This window comes from Microbispora sp. H11081 (genome assembly GCF_012999535.1).
Taxonomy (GTDB): domain Bacteria; phylum Actinomycetota; class Actinomycetes; order Streptosporangiales; family Streptosporangiaceae; genus Microbispora.
Map to the genome: position 1 here is coordinate 689,911 of NZ_JABBWV010000002.1, position 17,485 is coordinate 707,395.

The following is a 17,485-nucleotide window of genomic DNA, read 5'->3' on the forward strand; positions in this document are numbered from 1 at the left end:
GAGTTGTAGACCCGGAGTTGTGGAGAGGAGCGGCGATGCCCAAGCTGGCCGTGTGGAAGTTCGCCTCGTGCGACGGGTGCCAGCTCACGTTCCTGGACTGCGAGGACGAACTGCTGGCCGTCGCGGCCCGGGTCGAGATCGCCTGCTTCCTGGAGGCGTCCAGCGCCCCGGGCCCTGGCCCGTACGACCTGTCGCTGGTGGAGGGGTCGATCACCACCCCGGAGGACCTGGAGCGGATCAGGCACGTGCGCCGGGTGTCGGAGCGGCTGGTCACGATCGGCGCGTGCGCCACCGCGGGCGGCATCCAGGCGCTGCGCGACTTCGCCGACGTCAAGGAGTTCGCCGCGGTCGTCTACGCCCGGCCCGACTACATCGCCACCCTGGACCGCTCGACCCCGATCGCCGCACATGTGCCGGTCGACTTCGAGCTGCGCGGCTGCCCGCCCGACAGGCGCCAGTTGCTCGAAGTGATCTCGGCGTTCCTCGCCGGGCGGCGGCCGGAGGTGCCCGCGCACAGCGTGTGCGTGGAGTGCAAGGCCAGGGGCAACGCCTGCGTGATGGTCGCGCACGGCACCCCCTGCCTCGGGCCGGTCACCCAGGCGGGCTGCGGGGCGCTGTGCCCGGCGTTCAACCGGGGCTGCTACGGCTGCTTCGGGCCGATGGAGAGCCCCAACCACGCGTCGCTGAACCACTGGATGCGCGGCCTCGGGATGAGCACCCCCGAGCTGGTGCGGATCTACCGGACCTACCACGCCACGACGGAGCCGTTCCGGCGGGCGGCCGAGGAGGCGCAGAGGTCCGGCGAGGAGTTCGGCGAGGAGGAGGAGTGACGCACAAGACGGTGCGGATCGGCGCCCTGACCCGGGTGGAGGGCGAGGGCGCGCTGGTGGTGCACGCCCGCGACGGCCTGATCACCACGCTGGAGCTGCGGATCTACGAGCCGCCCAGGTTCTTCGAGGCGATGCTGCGGGGCCGGGCCCACACCGAGCCGCCCGACATCACCGCCCGCGTCTGCGGCATCTGCCCCGTCGCCTACCAGATGAGCGCCTGCCAGGCGATCGAGGCGGCCTGCGGGGCCGAGGTCACCGGCCCGCTGCGCGACCTGCGGCTGCTGCTCTACTACGGCGAGTGGATCGAGTCGCACGCGCTGCACGTCTACCTGCTGCACGCGCCCGACTTCCTCGGCTACGACAGCGGTGTCGCGATGGCCGCCGACCACCGCGACCTGGTGGAGCGCGGGCTCGAACTGAAGAAGGCGGGCAACGAACTGGTCGCGGCGATCGGCGGGCGGCCCATCCACCCGGTCAACGTCAGGGTGGGCGGCTTCTACCGGGTGCCGTCCCGGCGCGAGCTCGCCCCCGCCGCCGAGAGGCTGCGCCGCGCCCGCGACCACGCGCTCGCCACCGTCGCCTGGGTCGCCGGGTTCGACTTCCCCGACGTCGAGCACGACTACCGGTTCCTGGCCCTGCGCCACCCCGGCGAGTACGCCATCCTGTCGGGCTCGATCGGCTCCGGCGACGGGCGCGCGGATCCGGCGGGCTTCGCGGTCGCCGACTGGCCGGACCACGTGACCGAGGAGCAGGTGCCGCACTCGACGGCGCTGCACGCCAGGCTCGACGGCGAGACCGGCTATCTCACCGGCCCGCTGGCCCGCTACGCGCTAAACGCGGCGCGGCTGTCCCCGCTGGCGCGGGAGGCGGCCGCCGCCGCCGGTCTCGGCCCGGTCTGCCGCAACCCCTACCGCGCCATCGTGGTGCGGGCCGTGGAGATCGTGCACGCCTGCGACGAGGCGCTGCGCCTCCTCGGCGGGTACGCGGAACCGGATCGGCCGTGGGTGCCGGTCGAGCCGCGGCCGGGTGTCGGCCACGGCGCGTCGGAGGCCCCGCGCGGCACGCTCTACCACCGCTACCGGCTCGACGAGGGCGGGCTGGTCGCCGAGGCCGACATCGTGCCGCCCACCGCGCAGAACCAGGCGCGCATCGAGGCGGACCTGCGCGACCTGCTGGCCCCGCGGCTCGGCCTGCCGGAGGACGAGCTGGCGCTCCTGTCCGAGAAGGCGATACGCAACCACGATCCCTGCATCTCCTGCTCGGCCCACTTCCTCGACTTCAGGGTGAGCCGTGGGTGACAGGGTGGTCATCGGCCTCGGGAGCGATCTGCGCGGCGACGACTCGGCGGGTCTTGAGGTCGCGCGGCGGCTGCGGGGCGCGCTGCCGCCGTCCGTCGCGGTCGTGGAGAGCTCCGGTGACCCGGCGGCGCTGGTCGAGGCGTGGTCGGGCGCGGCGCTCGCGATCGTGGTCGACGCCGTCCGCTCCGGCGCTCCGCCCGGCACGGTCCACCTGGCCGCCGAACCGCCGGCGCCGTCTCGTCAGCCGAGCGGCTCGCACGCGCTCGGGCTGGCCGACGCCGTCGAGCTGGGGCGGGCGCTCGGCCGGCTGCCGGGCGAGCTGGTCGTGGTCGGGATCGAGGGCGGCGACTTCACCCCGGGTGCCCCGATGACCCCGCCTGTCCTGGCGGCGGTTCGCCGTACGGCGCGTGGGCTGCGGGAACGGCTGTCCCGGGAACGGCCTGCCGGACCTCCAGGGTGACCTGCGGAGGCACCCGCAACGTGGTGCGGAGCGCGCAGTGCTCCAGGACCGACAGGAGCGAGGCGCGCAGCCCGGCGGGCAGGCTGGGGGCGTCGACGGACAGCTCGATGTGGTCGATCCGGCCGGGACACACGCCGAAGTCGTACCGCGCGGTCACCCCGACCCCGGCGGGCAACTGGCGCTGGCGCAGGTAGCGTTCCGCGCAGCAGGCGACGCCGGCGGCCACGCTGCCCACGAACAGCTCGGCCGGCGTGGGCCCTGTGTCGCTCCCGCCGGCGTCCGCGGGCTGGTCGGCCCGGATCGCGTGGCGCCGGATCCGGATGTCGAACCGGTCGGCTCCGTGCCAGGCGACCCGGATGACGCCGTCACGCGGCTCTCTCATGGCCCACCCCCGCCCGTCAGTCCAGCTCATTTCCGAGTATGTCTGCGTATATCCCGGATGGCGGGCGGCTGGGCGTACACGGACCGTAAGAAGCCGGTAGCGACCTGGCAAAGGGGTGGAGCCGGAGGTGCCCTGGTTTGCGACACTTCATCTGTAGCGCACATAGCGGACAACGCGTGGCCCCGACAGGGGAGGCGGCCATGATCCCGCAGACGCACCTCGAAGGGTTGCTGACCGAGCTGCACACCAGGCTGCAGGCGGTCCTGCCGACGCGAGACCGGGTCCACGCGCTGCTCGAGGCGGTCGTCTCGGTCGGCGGGGACCTCGACCTGGATACCGTGCTGCGCCGCGTCGCCGAGAGCGCGGCGACGCTGGCCGGCGCCCGATACGCCGCGCTCGGCCTGATCGGCGAGGACCACACGCTGGCCAGGTTCCTCCCGGTGGGCCTGACCGAGAGCGAGATCGCGCGGATCGAGCACTGGCCGCACGGCCTCGGCCTGCTCGGGCTGCTGGTCGAAGACCCCCGGCCGCTGCGGCTCGCGCGCATCTCCGACCACCCCGCGTCGTACGGCTTCCCGCCCGGCCACCCCCCGATGACCGGTTTCCTCGGCGTGCCCGTACGGGTGCGGGGGGAGCCGTTCTGCGTCCTCTACCTGACGGACAAGCGCGGGGGAGGGGCGTTCGACGATGACGACGAGGCGATCCTCGTCGCCTTCGCCGCCGCGGCCGGGGTGGCGATCGAGAACGCCCGCCTGTACGAGGACACCCGCCGCAGGGAGACCTGGCTGCGGGCGTCGGCGGAGATCACCACGAGCCTGCTGTCCGGCGCGGAGACGCCCAGGGTGCTGACCATGATCGCCGGCCACGCCCTGCGGATGGCCGCCGCCGACGCGGTGGCCATCCTCCTGCCCGAGGAGGGCGGGCGGACGCTGCGGGTCGCGATCACGGACGGTGAGATCGTCGGGGCCGCGGCGCGGGAGCGGCCGCTGCCCGTCGAGGGCTCGCTGGCCGGGCAGGCGTTCGTCCACGCGGAGCCCCGCGCGGTCGCCGACCTGGGCGGCACCGGCCTGCTCACCGTCGCGGGAGAGGCGGGCGGAACCGGTGCGGTGTGCGCGGTGCCGCTGGGCGCGCCGGGATCGGTGCGGGGGGTGCTGTCGCTCAGCAGGCGGCCGGGGCGCGTCCCGTTCAGCCCCGGGGAGGTGCGCATGCTGCACTCGTTCGCCGGCCACGCCGCCGTCGCGCTCGAACTGGACGAGGCCCGCAGGGACGCGGAACGGCTCGGCCTGCTGGAGGACCGCGACCGCATCGCCAAGGACCTGCACGACGTGGTCATCCAGCGGCTGTTCGCGGTCGCGATGACGCTGACCGGCGCCGCCCGGCTGGAGGAGCGCCCGGAGACGGCCGCGCGCCTGCTGACCGCGATCGACGAGCTCGACGGCACGATCAGGCAGATCCGCACCACGATCTTCGCCCTGCGGTCCACGGCCGGCGTCCGGGGGCTGCGCGCCCGGCTCGTCGAGCTGGTGGAGGGCGCGCGAGAGCCCCTCGGCTTCCTGCCGGCCCTGCGCCTGGAGGGCCAGCTCGACACCCGCGTGCCCGCGGGCGTCGGGGACCACCTGCTGGCCGTCGCGCGGGAGGCGATATCCAACGTGGTGCGGCACGCCCACGCCGGCCGGGCCTCCGTGACCGTGCGCCTGGAGCAGGACCGGCTGACCCTGGTGGTCGAGGACGACGGGGTGGGCATCCCCGCCACGGGACGCCGCAGCGGCCTGCGCAATCTGTGCGACCGCGCCGAGAGCCTGGGCGGTTCCTGCGCCGTGGAGACGCTCGCGACCGGGGGCACCCGCCTGTGCTGGAGTGTCCCGCTGCCGCCGACGTCGCAAGGAGGCGCCGCGCCATGACCCCGTTCAACCATCCGGTCGTCGCGGGCACCGACGGATCCCCCGGGGCGGTCGCGGCGGCGGAGTGGGCGGCCGACCATGCCGCCCTGCGGGGCGCGTCCCTGCGGGTGGTCCACGCCGTCGACCGCCTGCTGTACGACGGCCCGCGCTATCCGATCCCCGACTGCTTCGACAAGATGACGCCCTCCGGGCGGCAGATCCTCGACCGCACGGCGCGGATCGTCAGGGAGCGGCGGCCCGGTCTCGACGTCACCACCGAGCTGGTCGAGGGGCGTCCCGGCCGCGTCCTGCGTGAGCAGGCCTCCGTCGCGGCCGAGCTGGTGATCGGCAGCCACGGCTCGGGCGGCTTCCCCGGCATGCTGCTCGGGTCGATAGGCAACCAGGTGGCCGGGCACGTCGCCGTGCCGGTCGTCGTCGTACGCCAGACGCCCCTGGGCGTGGCGGAGGCGGCGGACGTCGTGGCGGGCTTCGACTGCGCGGAGACCTCCGGGCCCGCCCTGGCCTACGCGTTCGAGGAGGCGCGGCTGCGGCGCCGGCGGCTGCGGATCGTGTGCGCCTGGGACCCGCCGGTGCCGTACGGGCGGATGATCACCACGGATCTGGACGAGATGGGGCGCGCCGCCGGGGAACACGCGCGCGAGGAGCTGCGGTCGTGGCAGAGCGCGTACGCCGACGTGGACAGCGAGCTGGTCATGGTCCGCGGCCATCCGGTCGCCGCGCTCATCCAGGCGTCGTCGCTGGCCGTCCTGCTCGTCGTCGGCTCCCACGGCCGCAACGCCCTCACCGCCGCCGTGCTCGGCTCGGTGAGCCGCGCCCTGCTCGCCCACGCCCACTGCCCGGTCGCCGTGGTGAGAGGGCCGCACCTATGACAGACGGGCCGGACGGACCCCGGGGACCGTCCGCGCGAGCAGGTCGGCCACGTGCTCCGGGCCCTGGCCGCCGGGGCCGTGCAGGTCGATCTCGCCGTCGCGCACGGTCACCTCCCACGACGTCTCCGAGGGGTAGCGCTCGCGCAGCGCGGCCAGGACGGCGTCGCGCAGTTCCTCGTCCGACCTGGCCAGCAGCGCCATGAGGTCGCGCCGGCTCACCATCCCGACGACCCGCTCGTCGCGCAGCACAGGCACGCTCTTGATCCTCCTCGCGATCATGAGGTCCGTCAGCACCCGCGCGTCCGTGGTGTCCTCGACCGTGCTCACCTGGCGCGACATGACGTCCGCCACCGTCCGCGGCGCCGGGCCGCCCGGCCCGAAGGCGGCGCACAGCAGGTCGATCTCGCTGACCATCCCGACCAGTTCGCCGTGCTCCCCGAGCACGGGGGCCGCCGTGATGTCGTGGTCGTACAGCACCCGGATCGCCCTCCGCACGGAGTCGTCCCGCCGCAGCGTGATCGCCGGGCTGGTCATGACCTCACCGGCCAGCATCGCCCACCTCCCGCGTCATCCCCGCCTCTGCCCCGACGTGGTCATTCCATCGCCCCGGGGGGTCGTACGGGCAGGTGCCGGAGGTCCCCGGTCGTAGGGTCGTTCGGCACTGCGCGGGGGATGCCCGCGGTGGTCGGATGGAGTTGGCCGGTGCGCCGCGGGAGGAAACGATGAGTGTGGAAGACATGACCGCCGCCGACGTGATGAGCAGGGTGCTCGTGACCGTGAAACCGGACGAGTCGCCGCTCATGGCCTGGGAACTGATGCGCCGGGGGTCGATGCACCATCTGCCCGTGGTGGACGCGCATTCGCGCATCCTCGGGGTGCTCACCAGGGAGGACATCGCGGCCCACTGGTCCGGCGGACCGGCCGAGCAGTCGAGGAGCCAGGTGCGGGCGTTGCTGGCCGGGCGCAGGTGCCCGTACGTGCCGCCCGACGCGTCGCTGCCGTCCGTGGCGGCCGTCATGCTGGAGTCGGGAGTGGACGTCGTCCCGGTGATGGGGGCCTCAGGCGCCCTCCAGGGGCTCGTCACCGTGACCGACGTGCTGGTGGCGGTCGCGGGCAGGCGCGGGACCCCGCCCCGCGACGACGAGATGACCTCCGGGATGTTCCGCCTTGAGCCCGTTCTGCCGCCCAAGCCCTCCAGGACCGCCGAGGACCAGCGGCAGGGACCGTGATCCGGGTCCCGGACCCCGGTCGCGTACGCGCGTGGAGCCCGTGCAGAATAAGGGCATGTTCCGCTCGGTGGTGATCTTCCCGTGAGTGCCCGTATCGACCATGCCGTCACATCCGGCACCTTCAGCCTGGACGGCCAGACCTTCGACGTCGACAACAACGTGTGGGTGCTCGGCGACGACGACGAGTGCGTGGTGTTCGACGCGCCCCACGATGTCAAGGCGATCACCGACGTGATCGCGGGGCGGCGCGTGCTGGCCATCCTCGCGACCCACGCCCACGACGACCACGTCAGGGTCGCGCCGGAACTGTCGGATGCCACCGGGGCGCCCGTCCTGCTGCACCCCGCGGACCTGCCGGTCTGGCGGCTCACCCACCCCGATCGCGAACCCGGCGGCACGCTGTCGGACGGGCAGGTCGTCGAGGTCGCGGGAACCCGCCTCGAAGTGCTCCACACCCCCGGCCACGCTCCGGGCGCCTGCTGCTTCCACGCGCCGGAACTGGGCGTCGTCTTCACCGGTGACACCCTGTTCCAGGGCGGGCCCGGAGCGACCGGCCGCTCGTTCTCCGACTTCGGCGTGATCGTCGACTCGATCCGCGACCGCCTGCTCGTCCTGCCGCCCGAGACCGTCGTCCACACCGGCCACGGCGACAGCACGACGATCGGGGCCGAGTCGCCGCACCTCGACGAGTGGATCCGCCGGGGGCACTGAGCTCAGGGGCTCCCGACCACCTCACGACGCGACCCGGACCCCGGTGACCGCGAAGCGTTCGACCTCGGCCACGTGGCCGCCGGTGCTCGCGACGATCGTGAGCGTCCGGCCCGGGGCGGCGCGGAAGGTCACGGTGGCCGACCAGGGGGCGCCGTCCCCTCCGGCGGAGACGCAGCAGCGCTCTCCGAGGGGTTGCGCGCTCCCGGTTCCGCGCACCCGCACCCGGATGCTCTCGTCCACTCCCGTGATCCTGCCGCCCACCTTGACGGGCGAGGAGACGACGGCGCCGTACCGCGGGGTGGTGAGGGAGAAGGTGGTGTCGTCGGTGCCCACGACCTCCCACGGCGCGTCCGTCCCGGTGCCGAACCTGACCAGGTGGATGACGGCGGCGATGCCCGGCCGCCCGCCGCCCTCCCCCCGGATGCCGACGGAGACGCGGGCGTGCGCGCCCGTCACCGTACGCTCGACCACCTGGTCGACGCCTTCGAAGCCGAGGAATCCCTGGGTGAAGGAGAGCGCGGTCTGCTCCGGGTCCAGGTGCCAGGGCTGGTGGCCGCCGGAACGGTAGCTCTCCTGCCAGTCCCGCGCCTGCTTCTCGTCCGCGAACGGCCACAGCGGCTGGTAACGGCCCGCCACGAGCGAGCCCGCCGGCAGCGAGGGGGACACGGAGGGAGACAGGGAGGGAGACACAGCGGGGGACAGGGAACCGGGCGCGGAGGGGGCCGGCGACGCGCTAGCCCCGACGCTGTCCCGGCCGTTCCCGCACGCGCCCGTCAGCAGCCCGGACACGGCAAGCACGACGGCCGGCACGACGGCCGCCCACCGGGGTCCCGCGCGCCGGGCCAGGCCGGCCCCGCTGATCGTCACTCCGCCAGTCACAATGCTCGCTCCCGCCCCGGACGGTTCCTTGACGGGAACATGCCCGGAGAGGGGCTACTCGATCCATGGACCGGCGTGATCACCTCTTGACCGTGGTGCTTGATAGCGCTAACAATCGCCCCCGAGAGCCGTCGCCCCCTCGAAGGAGACCCCTCGTGCTCCAAGCACAGCTGACCATCGATCCCGCCCGGCGGGTGGCCCCCGTGCGGCGCCGTACGTTCGGCACCTTCGTCGAGCACCTCGGCCGCTGCGTCTACACGGGCATCTACGAACCCGGTCACCCCACGGCGGACGAGGAGGGCTTCCGCGGCGATGTTCTCGCGCTCACCCGGGAGCTCGGCGTGACCACGGTGCGCTACCCCGGCGGCAACTTCGTCTCCGGCTACCGCTGGGAGGACGGCGTCGGCCCGCGCGGGCGGCGTCCCCGGCGGCTCGACCTGGCCTGGCACAGCACGGAGACCAACGAGATCGGGGTCGACGAGTTCGTCCGGTGGACCCGCCTGGCCGGCCTGGAGCCGATGATGGCGGTCAACCTCGGCACGCGCGGCGTCCAGGAAGCCGTCGACCTGCTCGAATACTGCAACATCCCGTCGGGCACCGCGCTGTCCGACCTGCGGATCGCCAACGGCGCCAAGGAGCCGCACGACATCCGCATGTGGTGCCTGGGCAACGAGATGGACGGCCCCTGGCAGATCGGGCACAAGACGGCCCGCGAGTACGGCAGGCTCGCCGCCGAGACCGCGCGGGCCATGCGCATGGTCGACCCCGGTCTCGAACTGGTCGCCTGCGGCAGTTCCGGCTCCGGGATGCCGACCTTCGGCGCCTGGGAGGAGACCGTCCTGGAGGAGACCTACGACCTGGTCGACCACATCTCCTGCCACGCCTACTACGAGGAGAAGGACGGCGACCTCGGCGGCTTCCTGGCCTGCGCCACCGACATGGAACACTTCATCACCACGGTGGCGTCCACGGCCGACCGGGTGGGGGCCAGGCTCGGGTCGTCGAAGAAGATCTCCGTCTCCTTCGACGAGTGGAACATCTGGTACCTCAGCCGCCACCAGGCGGCGCCGCCTCCGCCGGACTGGCCGGTCGCGCCGCCGCTGCTGGAGGACCACTACCACCTCGCCGACGCCGTGGCCCTCGGCAGCCTGATCATCACCCTGCTGCGGCACAGCGACCGGGTGGCGGCGGCCTGCCTGGCCCAGCTAGTGAACGTGATCGCGCCCATCATGACCGAGCCCGGGGGCCGCGCCTGGCGGCAGACGACGTTCCACCCGTTCGCGCAGGCGGCGCGGCACGCCAGGGGAGAGGTCGTCCGGGTGGAGCCCGCCTGCCCGTCGTACGAGACCGCCGAGTTCGGCGAGGTGCCCGTGCTCCACGCCGTCGCCACCGTCGACGGGGACGACACGACGCTGTTCGCGGTGAACAGGTCCGAGCACGAACCCCTGGAGCTGGAGCTCGACGCGCGGGCGCTGGGCGCGGGCGCCGGCACGGGGAGTGGTACGGTGCGGATCGCCGAGGCGACGACGCTCACCCACGAGGACGTGTACGCCCGCAACACGGCCGACGACCCGGGGAGAGTGGCGCCACGCCCCAACACCGATCACCGGAGCGACCCATTGCGGATCGTGCTGCCCCCGGTCTCCTGGAACGTGATCAGGCTGACGAGGGACTGAGACGCGCGGCGTGCGCCACCGGGCCGCGGCGGGCGGAAGTCCCGGCGCCTGAGGACTTTGGTCTGCTGCGCCAGGGGTAGCGGACGCGGTGCGATGGTGGCCGGAGCACCGATCTATGGGCGCCGGGGTAGCGCTTTAGCACAGGAGGAAACGCATATGGCCGGACAGATCGTCGTCGCCGTCGACGGATCTTCGCCCGCGACGGCGGCGCTGGAGTGGGCGGCGGACGACGCGCGGCGCCGTGGAGCCGCGTTGAAGATCGTCCATGTGCGCGAACCCTGGGCCCACGATTACCCGTTCCACGCGGTCGAGGGCTTCGCCCAGTCCTACAGCGAGTTCTGCGAGGGTGTGCTCGCCGCGGCCGCCGCCCGGGCCCAGGAGATCGCCCCCGGCCTCGAGGTGACCACGGAACTCGCGGAGGGGACGGTCATCGAGACGCTGCGCGCCGGGTCGTCGGGGGCCGGGGCCCTCGTGGTCGGCAGCCGGGGACTGGGCGGATTCTCCGGGCTGGTCCTCGGGTCGGTCGGCCTCGGCCTGGCCGGTCACGCGGAGGCTCCCGTCGTGGTCGTGCGCAAGCCGCACCGCGACGAGTACCACGAGGTCGTCGTCGGCTTCGACGGGTCGCCTCACTCCGAGGCGGCCCTGGAGTTCGCCTTCGAGGAGGCGCGGGCGCGGCACGGCAGGGTGCACGCGGTGTACGCCTGGGAGATGCCGACGTTCTCGCCCTTCGCCGTCGGATACGGCCCGGTGCTCGAGGAGATGTACGAGAACGAGTCGCGCGCGGCGCGGCTGCGGCTCGCGCCGTGGCGCGACAAGCACCCGGACGTCCCCCTCGTCGAGTCGTCGGTCTGCGGCCACCCGGTCCCGGCGCTGGCCGACGCCTCGCTCGTGGCCGACCTCGTGGTCGTCGGCTCCCGCGGGCTGGGCGGCGTGCGCGGCGCGCTGATCGGCTCCGTGAGCCACGCGGTGCTGCACCGCGCGCACTGCCCCGTCGCGGTCGTACGGCCCCGCGAGGACGGGCACTGAGTGTCCGGGAACTGAGGCTCGGGCGCCGGGCGTCCCCCGGGTGAAGGCCCGGGGGCGCCGCTGATCAGCTCGGCTGGTAGGTCTTCTCGCCGGCCGGGACGGTGAGCCGTACCTTGGCTCCCCACGACGAGAAGCGCATGTCGGTGCGGGCGCTCATCGCTCCGGTGGGGTAGTCCGGGTCGGCGAAGGTGGTGGAGAACCGGGCCGGCAGGCCCTTCCTGTCGATCCACAACCGCCAGTGGACCTTCAGCGCGGCCTCACGCCGGCTGGGCTTCATGTCGGGCTGCGCACGCAGGGACGGCGAGGCCTTGTACAGCGCTCCCAGGCTGATGGCGCCCTGGCGAACCCCACCGGTGCGCTTGGTCGTGCTGGCCAGCAGCGCCTTGTAGGTGGCCGGCTCGAAAATCGGCGGAACCGAGTAGAACGGGTTGCGGTCCTCGGCCGTGAACCGCGACTTCCACCAGGTCTTGCCCTCCGGCAGCCCTCCCTGTACCGGCTTGCCCGACGCGTACGTGTACCCACCCAGCGCGATCAACCGCATCCGCCCCTTGAGCTGCTTGCCCTTGATGGTGAGGTCGTACGCGGTCAACCCCTGCGGCCCTAGCCGCACGGGACCACGGATGTCGGACTTCTCGAAGAGTTCCTTCCGTATGCGGACCTGGTGCGTCTCGCTCACCTTCACCCACCGCGTGGCCGTGGCCTGTGCTTTGAACGCGTCCAGGGGGTCGGCCGCCCGCGCCTCGGCCGGGCCCGCCGGCCAGGAGACGAGTAACGCCGCGACCGTGCCCGCGTGGATCACCAGGCGCCTCATGTGTTCACTCCCCGATGCCGCCGCCCTGAGGGCCGGTGTGCTGATTGACTCAGGACGAGTGAGCCTATCGATTGCCGATCAATGCCGTACGAGCCGCCGCCCCGGCCGTGTTCCTTGCCGGGCCTGGGCTGTCGACAGTGCCCGGGAACCGTGAACCTTCTCGTCCTCCCGCCCGACTGTGCGTGGTGACGGGAGGACGAGATGACCGATGAGCTGTTGGTGATCCGCGCTCAGCTGGGCGAGCGCGGGGCGCTGCCCGAGTTGCTCGCAGGGTGGCGGATGCCGGTGTGGACGTACGTGCGGCGCATGCTGGACGCCGACAGGGCCGACGACGTGAGCCAGGAGGTGTGGCTGGCCGTGGTCCGCGGCCTGCCCCGGCTCAGGGAACCCGGCCGGTTCGCGCCGTGGCTGTTCACGATCGCCCGGCGGTCGGTCACCGACCGGCTGCGTGACGAGTACGCCCGGGCCGTGGAGACCACGGGATACGGCGACATCGCGGGCGCGGGGGTCACAGAGGGGATCACGGAGGACCCGGTCGAGACCATGGTGGACCGTGCCGCGTTGGTGAGCGTGCTGTCGGCGCTGCCGGTGCTGGAGCGGGAGATCCTCGTCCTGTTCTACCTGGAGGACCTGCCGGTCGAGGAATGCGCGTACGTCTGCCGGATTCCGGCCGGGACGGTCAAGTCCCGGCTCAACCGCGCCCGTCGCCTGCTGCGTGAGCACCTGCTGCCTGAGCACCTGCTGCCTGAGCACCTGGGGGAGAAGGGACACATGAGATGACGGAAGAGCCGCGCCGGCCGGCGGGGGACATGATCGAGCACCTGGCGCCGGTGCTGTCGCTCGGAACGCGGATCCGGGCGGTGACGGCGCTGCTGGCCGGTGCGGCCGGCCTGGTGTTCGTGAGCGCGTTGTGGTGGTCGGAGCCCGGCCCGCTGCCCGGGCGAACCCATCTGGGGTTCGCGTTGTTCACCGTGTTCTGCCTGGCCTGGGCCGTCTACGGCGGATGGCTGCTGACCCGCCGGGTTCCGCTGTTCGCCACCGACCGGGTGATCGCCGCCTGGATCGGGCTGGCCGCCTCGCTGGCCACCACGGCCCTGGTGGCCGTGGTGGCGGTGCGACGTGGCACGGGGGCGGAGCTCGCGCTGGCGGCCGGGGGGCTGTTCGTCGCGGTGGCACTGGTGCCGGTGGTGCGCGCGCACCGCAGGCGGGCGGCGCTGCTGCGGCGCATGCGCGAGCTGACCGGCGGGGAAGACCGGTGAACGCGTACGGAATCTACAATGTAAAGGCAGTCGGTGGTGATCAAGCGGGTGAGTAGAAGACGACGTCCCAGCCACTGGGTCCACGGACCACGCACCTGCGCTCGTGCGGGCCCTCCTCGATCTCGCCGACCGTGAGGCCGAGTGCGGCGGCGCGCTCCCTGGCGTGCTCGACGCCGGCCACCTTCACCATGACGGACGGCGCGGCCGTCGCCTGGTCGGTGCCGGCCAGCGCCAGGCGCCCCGACGGCAGGTCGAACTGGGCCCAGCGGTCGCCGTCGACGAACGTAGGGGTCGTTCCCAGCAGGGCCGACCATGCCTCGACCGCCGCGCCGAGGTCCGCGCAGGGCACGACGGGTGCCAGGGAGAGCGCCTTGTCGTCCTGATCCACGGTGCTTCCGCCTTTCGTCAGGGGATGTGGCTCCGAGCACGCTAAACCAGGCGGAGGATCACCGCCAGGGTGTCCAGTGCTGACATCTCCGGCCCGTTTGCCGGGAATGTCGGTGAAATGGACGTCGAGGCGGGCACGTACGCACTGGGGCCGAGATCGGGCAGGCTCCTGATCCTCACCACCCGTGCCGGGCTGGGCGCCAAGGCCGGGCACGACCTGACGATCGAGGTCACGCGGTGGCGCGGCGAGGCCGTGGTGCGGCCGGACGACCCGGCGGAATGCCGGGTGTCGCTGGAGGCCGAGGTGGCCTCGATGCGGGTCAGGGAGGGCACGGGCGGGATCAAGCCGCTCACCGACTCCGACCGGGTCGAGATCGAGAAGAACATGCGCGTCAAGGTCCTGAAGGCGGATCAGCACCCTCTGGTCACGTTCCGGTCGTCTCGGGTGACGGGCAGCCCCGAGGCGTTCCGGGTCGAGGGCGACCTGACGATCGCCGGCGTCTCCCGGCCGGTCGCCGTGGACGGCGCGTTCGCGGAGGGCCGGGTGCGCGGCCGGGCGACCGTCGTGCAGTCCCACTGGGGGATCCGCCCCTACTCCGCGCTCCTGGGCGCGCTCAAACTGCACGACGAGGTAGAGGTGATCTTCGACGTGCGGCTGGGGGAGGGCAGGGACTGACCCGTGCGGCGCGTCGGGCACCATGGAAACGTGACTGTGGTGCGCGACGCGGGGACCGCCGAACGGTGGGGCATGCTGGCCGATCTCCTGGCGGACGGCGAGGTGGTGGTCCTCAGCGGGGCCGGCCTGTCGACCGAGTCGGGGATTCCCGACTACCGGGGGGAGACCGGCCGCAGGCGCAGGGCCGAGCCGATGACCTACCACACCTTCTGCAGCAGCGCCGCCGCCCGCAGGCGCTACTGGGCGCGGAGCCACCTGGGGTGGCGTCACATGGTGGACGCCACGCCCAACGCCGGTCACCGCGCGGTCGCGGAACTGCAGCGCCGCGGCCTGGTCGCCGGGATCATCACGCAGAACGTGGACGGCCTGCACCAGGCGGCGGGCGCGGACGGGGTCGTGGAGTTGCACGGCAGCCTGCACCGTGTGCGCTGCCTCACCTGCGGGCGGCGCACGCCGCGCCACACGCTCGACCGCCGGCTGCGGGCGGCCAACCCCGGCTGGCACGCCCGTACGGAGGTGGCCGACGCGGTGATCAACCCCGACGGCGACGCGGTGCTGGGCGCGGACGAGGTGGAGACGTTCCGCACGGTGGACTGCGACGGCTGCGGCGGCGTGCTCAAGCCCGACGTGGTGTTCTTCGGCGAGAACGTGCCGCCGTCGCGGGTCGAGGAGTGCTACGCGCTGACCGAGCGGGCCGGCCTGCTGCTCGTCCTCGGGTCGTCGCTGACCGTCATGTCCGGCTACCGGTTCGTCCGGCACGCCGCCGCCCGCTCGATCCCCGTCGCGATCATCAACCGGGGGCCGACCCGGGGCGACGGCGAGGCGCTGATGACCTTCGACGCCCCCCTCGGCAAGGCCCTCACCACGCTCGTGCGCGAGCTGGCCTGACCAGCACCGGGCCGCCCCTCGGCCGAGTTCCCGAGGTGACCGTCAGGTCCAGGGGAGGGCGGCACGACGGGCCCAGTAGGTCTCGGCGTCCTCCGCCAGTCCGGCGAGGGTCTGCTCGGCCGCGTCGTCCCAGGCGACGGCGAGCGCCGTCAGATTCTCGGCGAGCTGAGCGGTCGTGGCCGCGCCGCTCAGCACGACCCCCGCCCACGGGCGGGCGAGCACGGCGGCGAGAGCCAGGGCGTCGGGGGTGACGCCGCGTTCGCGTGCCGCGCGCGCCAGCGCCGGCGGCGCGCCGTGGGCGGTCAGCCTGCCGTTGGCCACGCCCTCCTTGACGATCACGCCCAGGCCGGCGGCGTGCGCCCGGGCCAGGGCCTCGCCCGCCGAGCGCTCCAGCAGGTTCCACGTCGACTGGACGGTGTCGAAGAGCCCGGTCGCGACCGCCTTCTCGATGGTCGCGGCCTGGCGGGGGCCGGTGGTGGACAGGCCGACCGCGACGCCCTCCGCGCGCAGCGCCCGCAGCTCACCGAGGACCTCCTCGTCGTCGAGCACACCGCTCTCCACCGTGGCCGAATGAATCTGGTAGAGCGACAGATGGCCGCCGAGCATCTCCCGGGTCTCGCCGAGCTGACGGCGCAGCCGCTCGGCGGACAGGTCCTTCTCCTCGTGGCGGCCGGCGTCCATCTGCCAGCCGCCGACGTACTCGTAGCCCCACTTCGAGCCGACGGCGACCTCGCCGGGCAGGACGCCCCGATCGGCCAGCCAGCCCGCGAGGAACTCCTCCGCCAGGCCGTAGGAGCGGGCCGCGTCGACGTACCGCACGCCGGCCGCCCACGCGGCGTCCAGCACCTCCCAGGTGCGCGCCCGCATCGCCGCCACGTCACGGTCGCCGCCGAGGTCGGCATCCCGTCCGAGCGTGATGTACGCGGGCCGGCCGAGCGCGGCGAGCCCGAGACCCATCGGTGTGACCTGAAGGCGGCCGCGGCCCAACGGCCGCAGGGCCATCTCCCGCACTCTCTCCTGCACGGGAAACACGTTAGTACGGCAGCCGCCATCTCCGGCCGGCCCCGGCGTGACCAGATGCCGAGGGGACGTGTCGTGAGGTGACGGCGGGGGTATGCCGACAAGTCCCAGCCGGCCTGTGGGTCCATTCGAGCCCCGAGGTGGTGGCAGCGTGACGGAACCGGTGGCAGCGGGAGTGCGTACCACGGCGGACGTGCTCGCCCGGACGCGCGACCTGGTCGAACCCGCCCTGCGCCATGCGGTCGGCTCGCTGCCTCCGTCGATGCGCCGGATGGCGGGATATCACTTCGGCTGGTGGGACGCGCGGGAGCGGCCGGTGCGGGCCAACTGGGGCAAGGCCCTGCGGCCCGCGTTCACGCTGCTGGCGGCGGAGGGCGCCGGGGGAGACCCGGAGGCCGCGGTGCCGGCCGCGGTCGCGGTCGAGCTGGTGCACGACTTCTCCCTGGTCCACGACGACGTGATGGACGGCGACACGGTCCGCCGCCACCGCCCCACCGTCTGGAACGCCTTCGGCCGCGCCGAGGCGATCCTGGCCGGCGACTCCCTGCTGGCGCTTGCCTTCGCCGTGCTCGCCGGGGACGGCAGGGCGGCCGAGAGCGCCAGGACGCTGGCGCGCGGCGTCCAGTCACTGCTGGAGGGCCAGAGCGCAGACCTCGGCTTCGAGCGGCGCGCGGACGTGAGCGTGGGGGAGTGCGTTCGCATGGCGGAGGGCAAGACGGGCGCGCTGTTCGGCTGCGCGTGCGCGCTCGGCGGGCTGCACGGGGGCGCCACCGGCGAGCAGGTGGCCACCCTGCGTGTCTTCGGCGAGCGGGTGGGCCTGGCGTTCCAGTTCGTCGACGACCTGCTCGGCATCTGGGGCGACCCGGCCGTAACCGGCAAACCCGTCCATTCCGACCTGCGTAACCGCAAGAAGTCCCTGCCGGTCGTCGCGGCCCTGTCGTCGGGCACGCGCGCGGGCGGCGCGCTCGCCGTGCTGTACCGCCGTCCGCTCGCGCAGGCCGACCTGCCGCGGGCGGCACGGCTGGTGGAGGAGGCGGGCGGGCGCACATGGAGCCTCGCCAGGATCGACGACCTGCTGTCCGAGGCGCTTGAGGCGCTGCGGTCGGCGGAACTGGCGCCGGAGGCGGCGGCGGGCCTCGAGGCACTGGCCCGCCTGGCCGTCGACCGGGACCGCTAAACCGTG

20 protein-coding genes are annotated in these 17,485 nt (G+C 73.4%); 14 read left to right on the forward strand and 6 right to left on the reverse strand.

Annotation, left to right across the window (positions count from 1 at the left end; genetic code table 11):
* Window positions 1-35 precede the first annotated feature (35 nt).
* From HHX31_RS08195 to HHX31_RS08205, 3 genes are read left to right on the forward strand one after another with little or no spacing between them, the layout of a single operon-like run.
* Window positions 36-830 (forward strand): oxidoreductase, encoded by a 795-nt coding sequence (locus tag HHX31_RS08195; RefSeq protein WP_169946644.1) that lies wholly within the window; start codon window positions 36-38, stop codon window positions 828-830.
* Window positions 827-2,128, forward strand: a complete 1,302-nt coding sequence (locus tag HHX31_RS08200; protein ID WP_169946646.1) for a Ni/Fe hydrogenase subunit alpha — start codon at window positions 827-829, stop codon at window positions 2,126-2,128. The genes HHX31_RS08195 and HHX31_RS08200 overlap by 4 nt, the downstream gene beginning before the upstream one ends.
* The gene (locus tag HHX31_RS08205; RefSeq protein ID WP_169946648.1) at window positions 2,121-2,588 is read left to right on the forward strand and encodes a hydrogenase maturation protease; all 468 of its coding nucleotides are present in this window, start codon (window positions 2,121-2,123) and stop codon (window positions 2,586-2,588) included. The genes HHX31_RS08200 and HHX31_RS08205 overlap by 8 nt, the downstream gene beginning before the upstream one ends.
* Here the strand turns inward: HHX31_RS08205 and HHX31_RS08210 are convergent.
* Window positions 2,479-2,970: an OsmC family protein gene (locus tag HHX31_RS08210; RefSeq protein WP_169946650.1), complete on the reverse strand. Its 492-nt coding sequence runs from the start codon at window positions 2,968-2,970 to the stop codon at window positions 2,479-2,481. The genes HHX31_RS08205 and HHX31_RS08210 overlap by 110 nt on opposite strands.
* Before the next feature lie 200 nt (window positions 2,971-3,170).
* Here HHX31_RS08210 and HHX31_RS08215 point away from each other — a divergent pair, with 200 nt between their 5' ends.
* Complete coding sequence (locus HHX31_RS08215) at window positions 3,171-4,871, forward strand: GAF domain-containing protein (protein WP_169946652.1); 1,701 nt, start codon at window positions 3,171-3,173, stop codon at window positions 4,869-4,871.
* Complete coding sequence (locus tag HHX31_RS08220; RefSeq protein ID WP_169946654.1) at window positions 4,868-5,740, forward strand: universal stress protein; 873 nt, start codon at window positions 4,868-4,870, stop codon at window positions 5,738-5,740. The genes HHX31_RS08215 and HHX31_RS08220 overlap by 4 nt, the downstream gene beginning before the upstream one ends.
* On the opposite strand, the gene HHX31_RS08225 is transcribed toward HHX31_RS08220, so the two are convergent.
* Window positions 5,735-6,292 carry an HPP family protein gene (locus tag HHX31_RS08225; protein ID WP_169946657.1) on the reverse strand — a complete coding sequence of 186 codons (558 nt, stop codon included), beginning with the start codon at window positions 6,290-6,292 and terminating at the stop codon, window positions 5,735-5,737. The genes HHX31_RS08220 and HHX31_RS08225 overlap by 6 nt on opposite strands.
* Window positions 6,293-6,462: 170 nt before the next feature.
* Here HHX31_RS08225 and HHX31_RS08230 point away from each other — a divergent pair, with 170 nt between their 5' ends.
* Together HHX31_RS08230 and HHX31_RS08235 are read left to right on the forward strand one after the other, a co-directional pair.
* Window positions 6,463-6,969 (forward strand): HPP family protein, encoded by a 507-nt coding sequence (locus tag HHX31_RS08230; protein ID WP_169946659.1) that lies wholly within the window; start codon window positions 6,463-6,465, stop codon window positions 6,967-6,969.
* An 81-nt stretch (window positions 6,970-7,050) separates the two neighbouring features.
* Complete coding sequence (locus HHX31_RS08235) at window positions 7,051-7,680, forward strand: MBL fold metallo-hydrolase (RefSeq protein ID WP_169946661.1); 630 nt, start codon at window positions 7,051-7,053, stop codon at window positions 7,678-7,680.
* Between the two features lie 21 nt (window positions 7,681-7,701).
* Here the strand turns inward: HHX31_RS08235 and HHX31_RS08240 are convergent, their stop codons facing one another.
* Window positions 7,702-8,547, reverse strand: coding sequence for a hypothetical protein (locus HHX31_RS08240; RefSeq protein ID WP_211589388.1), 846 nt, complete (start codon window positions 8,545-8,547; stop codon window positions 7,702-7,704).
* 167 nt (window positions 8,548-8,714) lie between these two features.
* Here HHX31_RS08240 and HHX31_RS08245 point away from each other — a divergent pair, with 167 nt between their 5' ends.
* Both HHX31_RS08245 and HHX31_RS08250 read left to right on the forward strand, forming a co-directional pair.
* Window positions 8,715-10,235 carry an alpha-N-arabinofuranosidase gene (locus tag HHX31_RS08245; protein WP_169946664.1) on the forward strand — a complete coding sequence of 507 codons (1,521 nt, stop codon included), beginning with the start codon at window positions 8,715-8,717 and terminating at the stop codon, window positions 10,233-10,235.
* Between the two features lie 156 nt (window positions 10,236-10,391).
* Window positions 10,392-11,261: a universal stress protein gene (locus tag HHX31_RS08250; protein ID WP_169946666.1), complete on the forward strand. Its 870-nt coding sequence runs from the start codon at window positions 10,392-10,394 to the stop codon at window positions 11,259-11,261.
* Window positions 11,262-11,325: 64 nt separating this feature from the next.
* Here HHX31_RS08250 and HHX31_RS08255 read toward each other — a convergent pair whose 3' ends face one another.
* Window positions 11,326-12,072, reverse strand: coding sequence for a hypothetical protein (locus HHX31_RS08255; protein WP_169946668.1), 747 nt, complete (start codon window positions 12,070-12,072; stop codon window positions 11,326-11,328).
* Between the two features lie 201 nt (window positions 12,073-12,273).
* Here HHX31_RS08255 and HHX31_RS08260 point away from each other — a divergent pair, with 201 nt between their 5' ends.
* Window positions 12,274-12,852 (forward strand): RNA polymerase sigma factor, encoded by a 579-nt coding sequence (locus HHX31_RS08260; RefSeq protein WP_169946670.1) that lies wholly within the window; start codon window positions 12,274-12,276, stop codon window positions 12,850-12,852.
* Window positions 12,849-13,331, forward strand: a complete 483-nt coding sequence (locus HHX31_RS08265; RefSeq protein ID WP_169946673.1) for a hypothetical protein — start codon at window positions 12,849-12,851, stop codon at window positions 13,329-13,331. Before HHX31_RS08260 ends, HHX31_RS08265 begins: the two co-directional genes overlap by 4 nt.
* Before the next feature lie 40 nt (window positions 13,332-13,371).
* Here the strand turns inward: HHX31_RS08265 and HHX31_RS08270 are convergent, their stop codons facing one another.
* Window positions 13,372-13,719: a VOC family protein gene (locus HHX31_RS08270; RefSeq protein WP_169946675.1), complete on the reverse strand. Its 348-nt coding sequence runs from the start codon at window positions 13,717-13,719 to the stop codon at window positions 13,372-13,374.
* A 117-nt stretch (window positions 13,720-13,836) separates the two neighbouring features.
* Between HHX31_RS08270 and HHX31_RS08275 the strand changes: the two genes are divergently transcribed.
* Both HHX31_RS08275 and HHX31_RS08280 read left to right on the forward strand, forming a co-directional pair.
* Window positions 13,837-14,394 carry a YceI family protein gene (locus tag HHX31_RS08275; RefSeq protein WP_169946677.1) on the forward strand — a complete coding sequence of 186 codons (558 nt, stop codon included), beginning with the start codon at window positions 13,837-13,839 and terminating at the stop codon, window positions 14,392-14,394.
* Between the two features lie 72 nt (window positions 14,395-14,466).
* Window positions 14,467-15,282 (forward strand): NAD-dependent protein deacetylase, encoded by an 816-nt coding sequence (locus HHX31_RS08280; RefSeq protein ID WP_169947267.1) that lies wholly within the window; start codon window positions 14,467-14,469, stop codon window positions 15,280-15,282.
* A 42-nt stretch (window positions 15,283-15,324) separates the two neighbouring features.
* Here HHX31_RS08280 and HHX31_RS08285 read toward each other — a convergent pair whose 3' ends face one another.
* A complete protein-coding gene (locus HHX31_RS08285; protein ID WP_311931667.1) occupies window positions 15,325-16,305 on the reverse strand; it encodes an aldo/keto reductase in 981 nt (326 codons plus the stop codon).
* A gap of 91 nt (window positions 16,306-16,396) precedes the next feature.
* Between HHX31_RS08285 and HHX31_RS08290 the strand changes: the two genes are divergently transcribed.
* The gene (locus tag HHX31_RS08290) at window positions 16,397-17,479 is read left to right on the forward strand and encodes a family 2 encapsulin nanocompartment cargo protein polyprenyl transferase (RefSeq protein ID WP_169946679.1); all 1,083 of its coding nucleotides are present in this window, start codon (window positions 16,397-16,399) and stop codon (window positions 17,477-17,479) included.
* Window positions 17,480-17,485 lie beyond the last annotated feature (6 nt).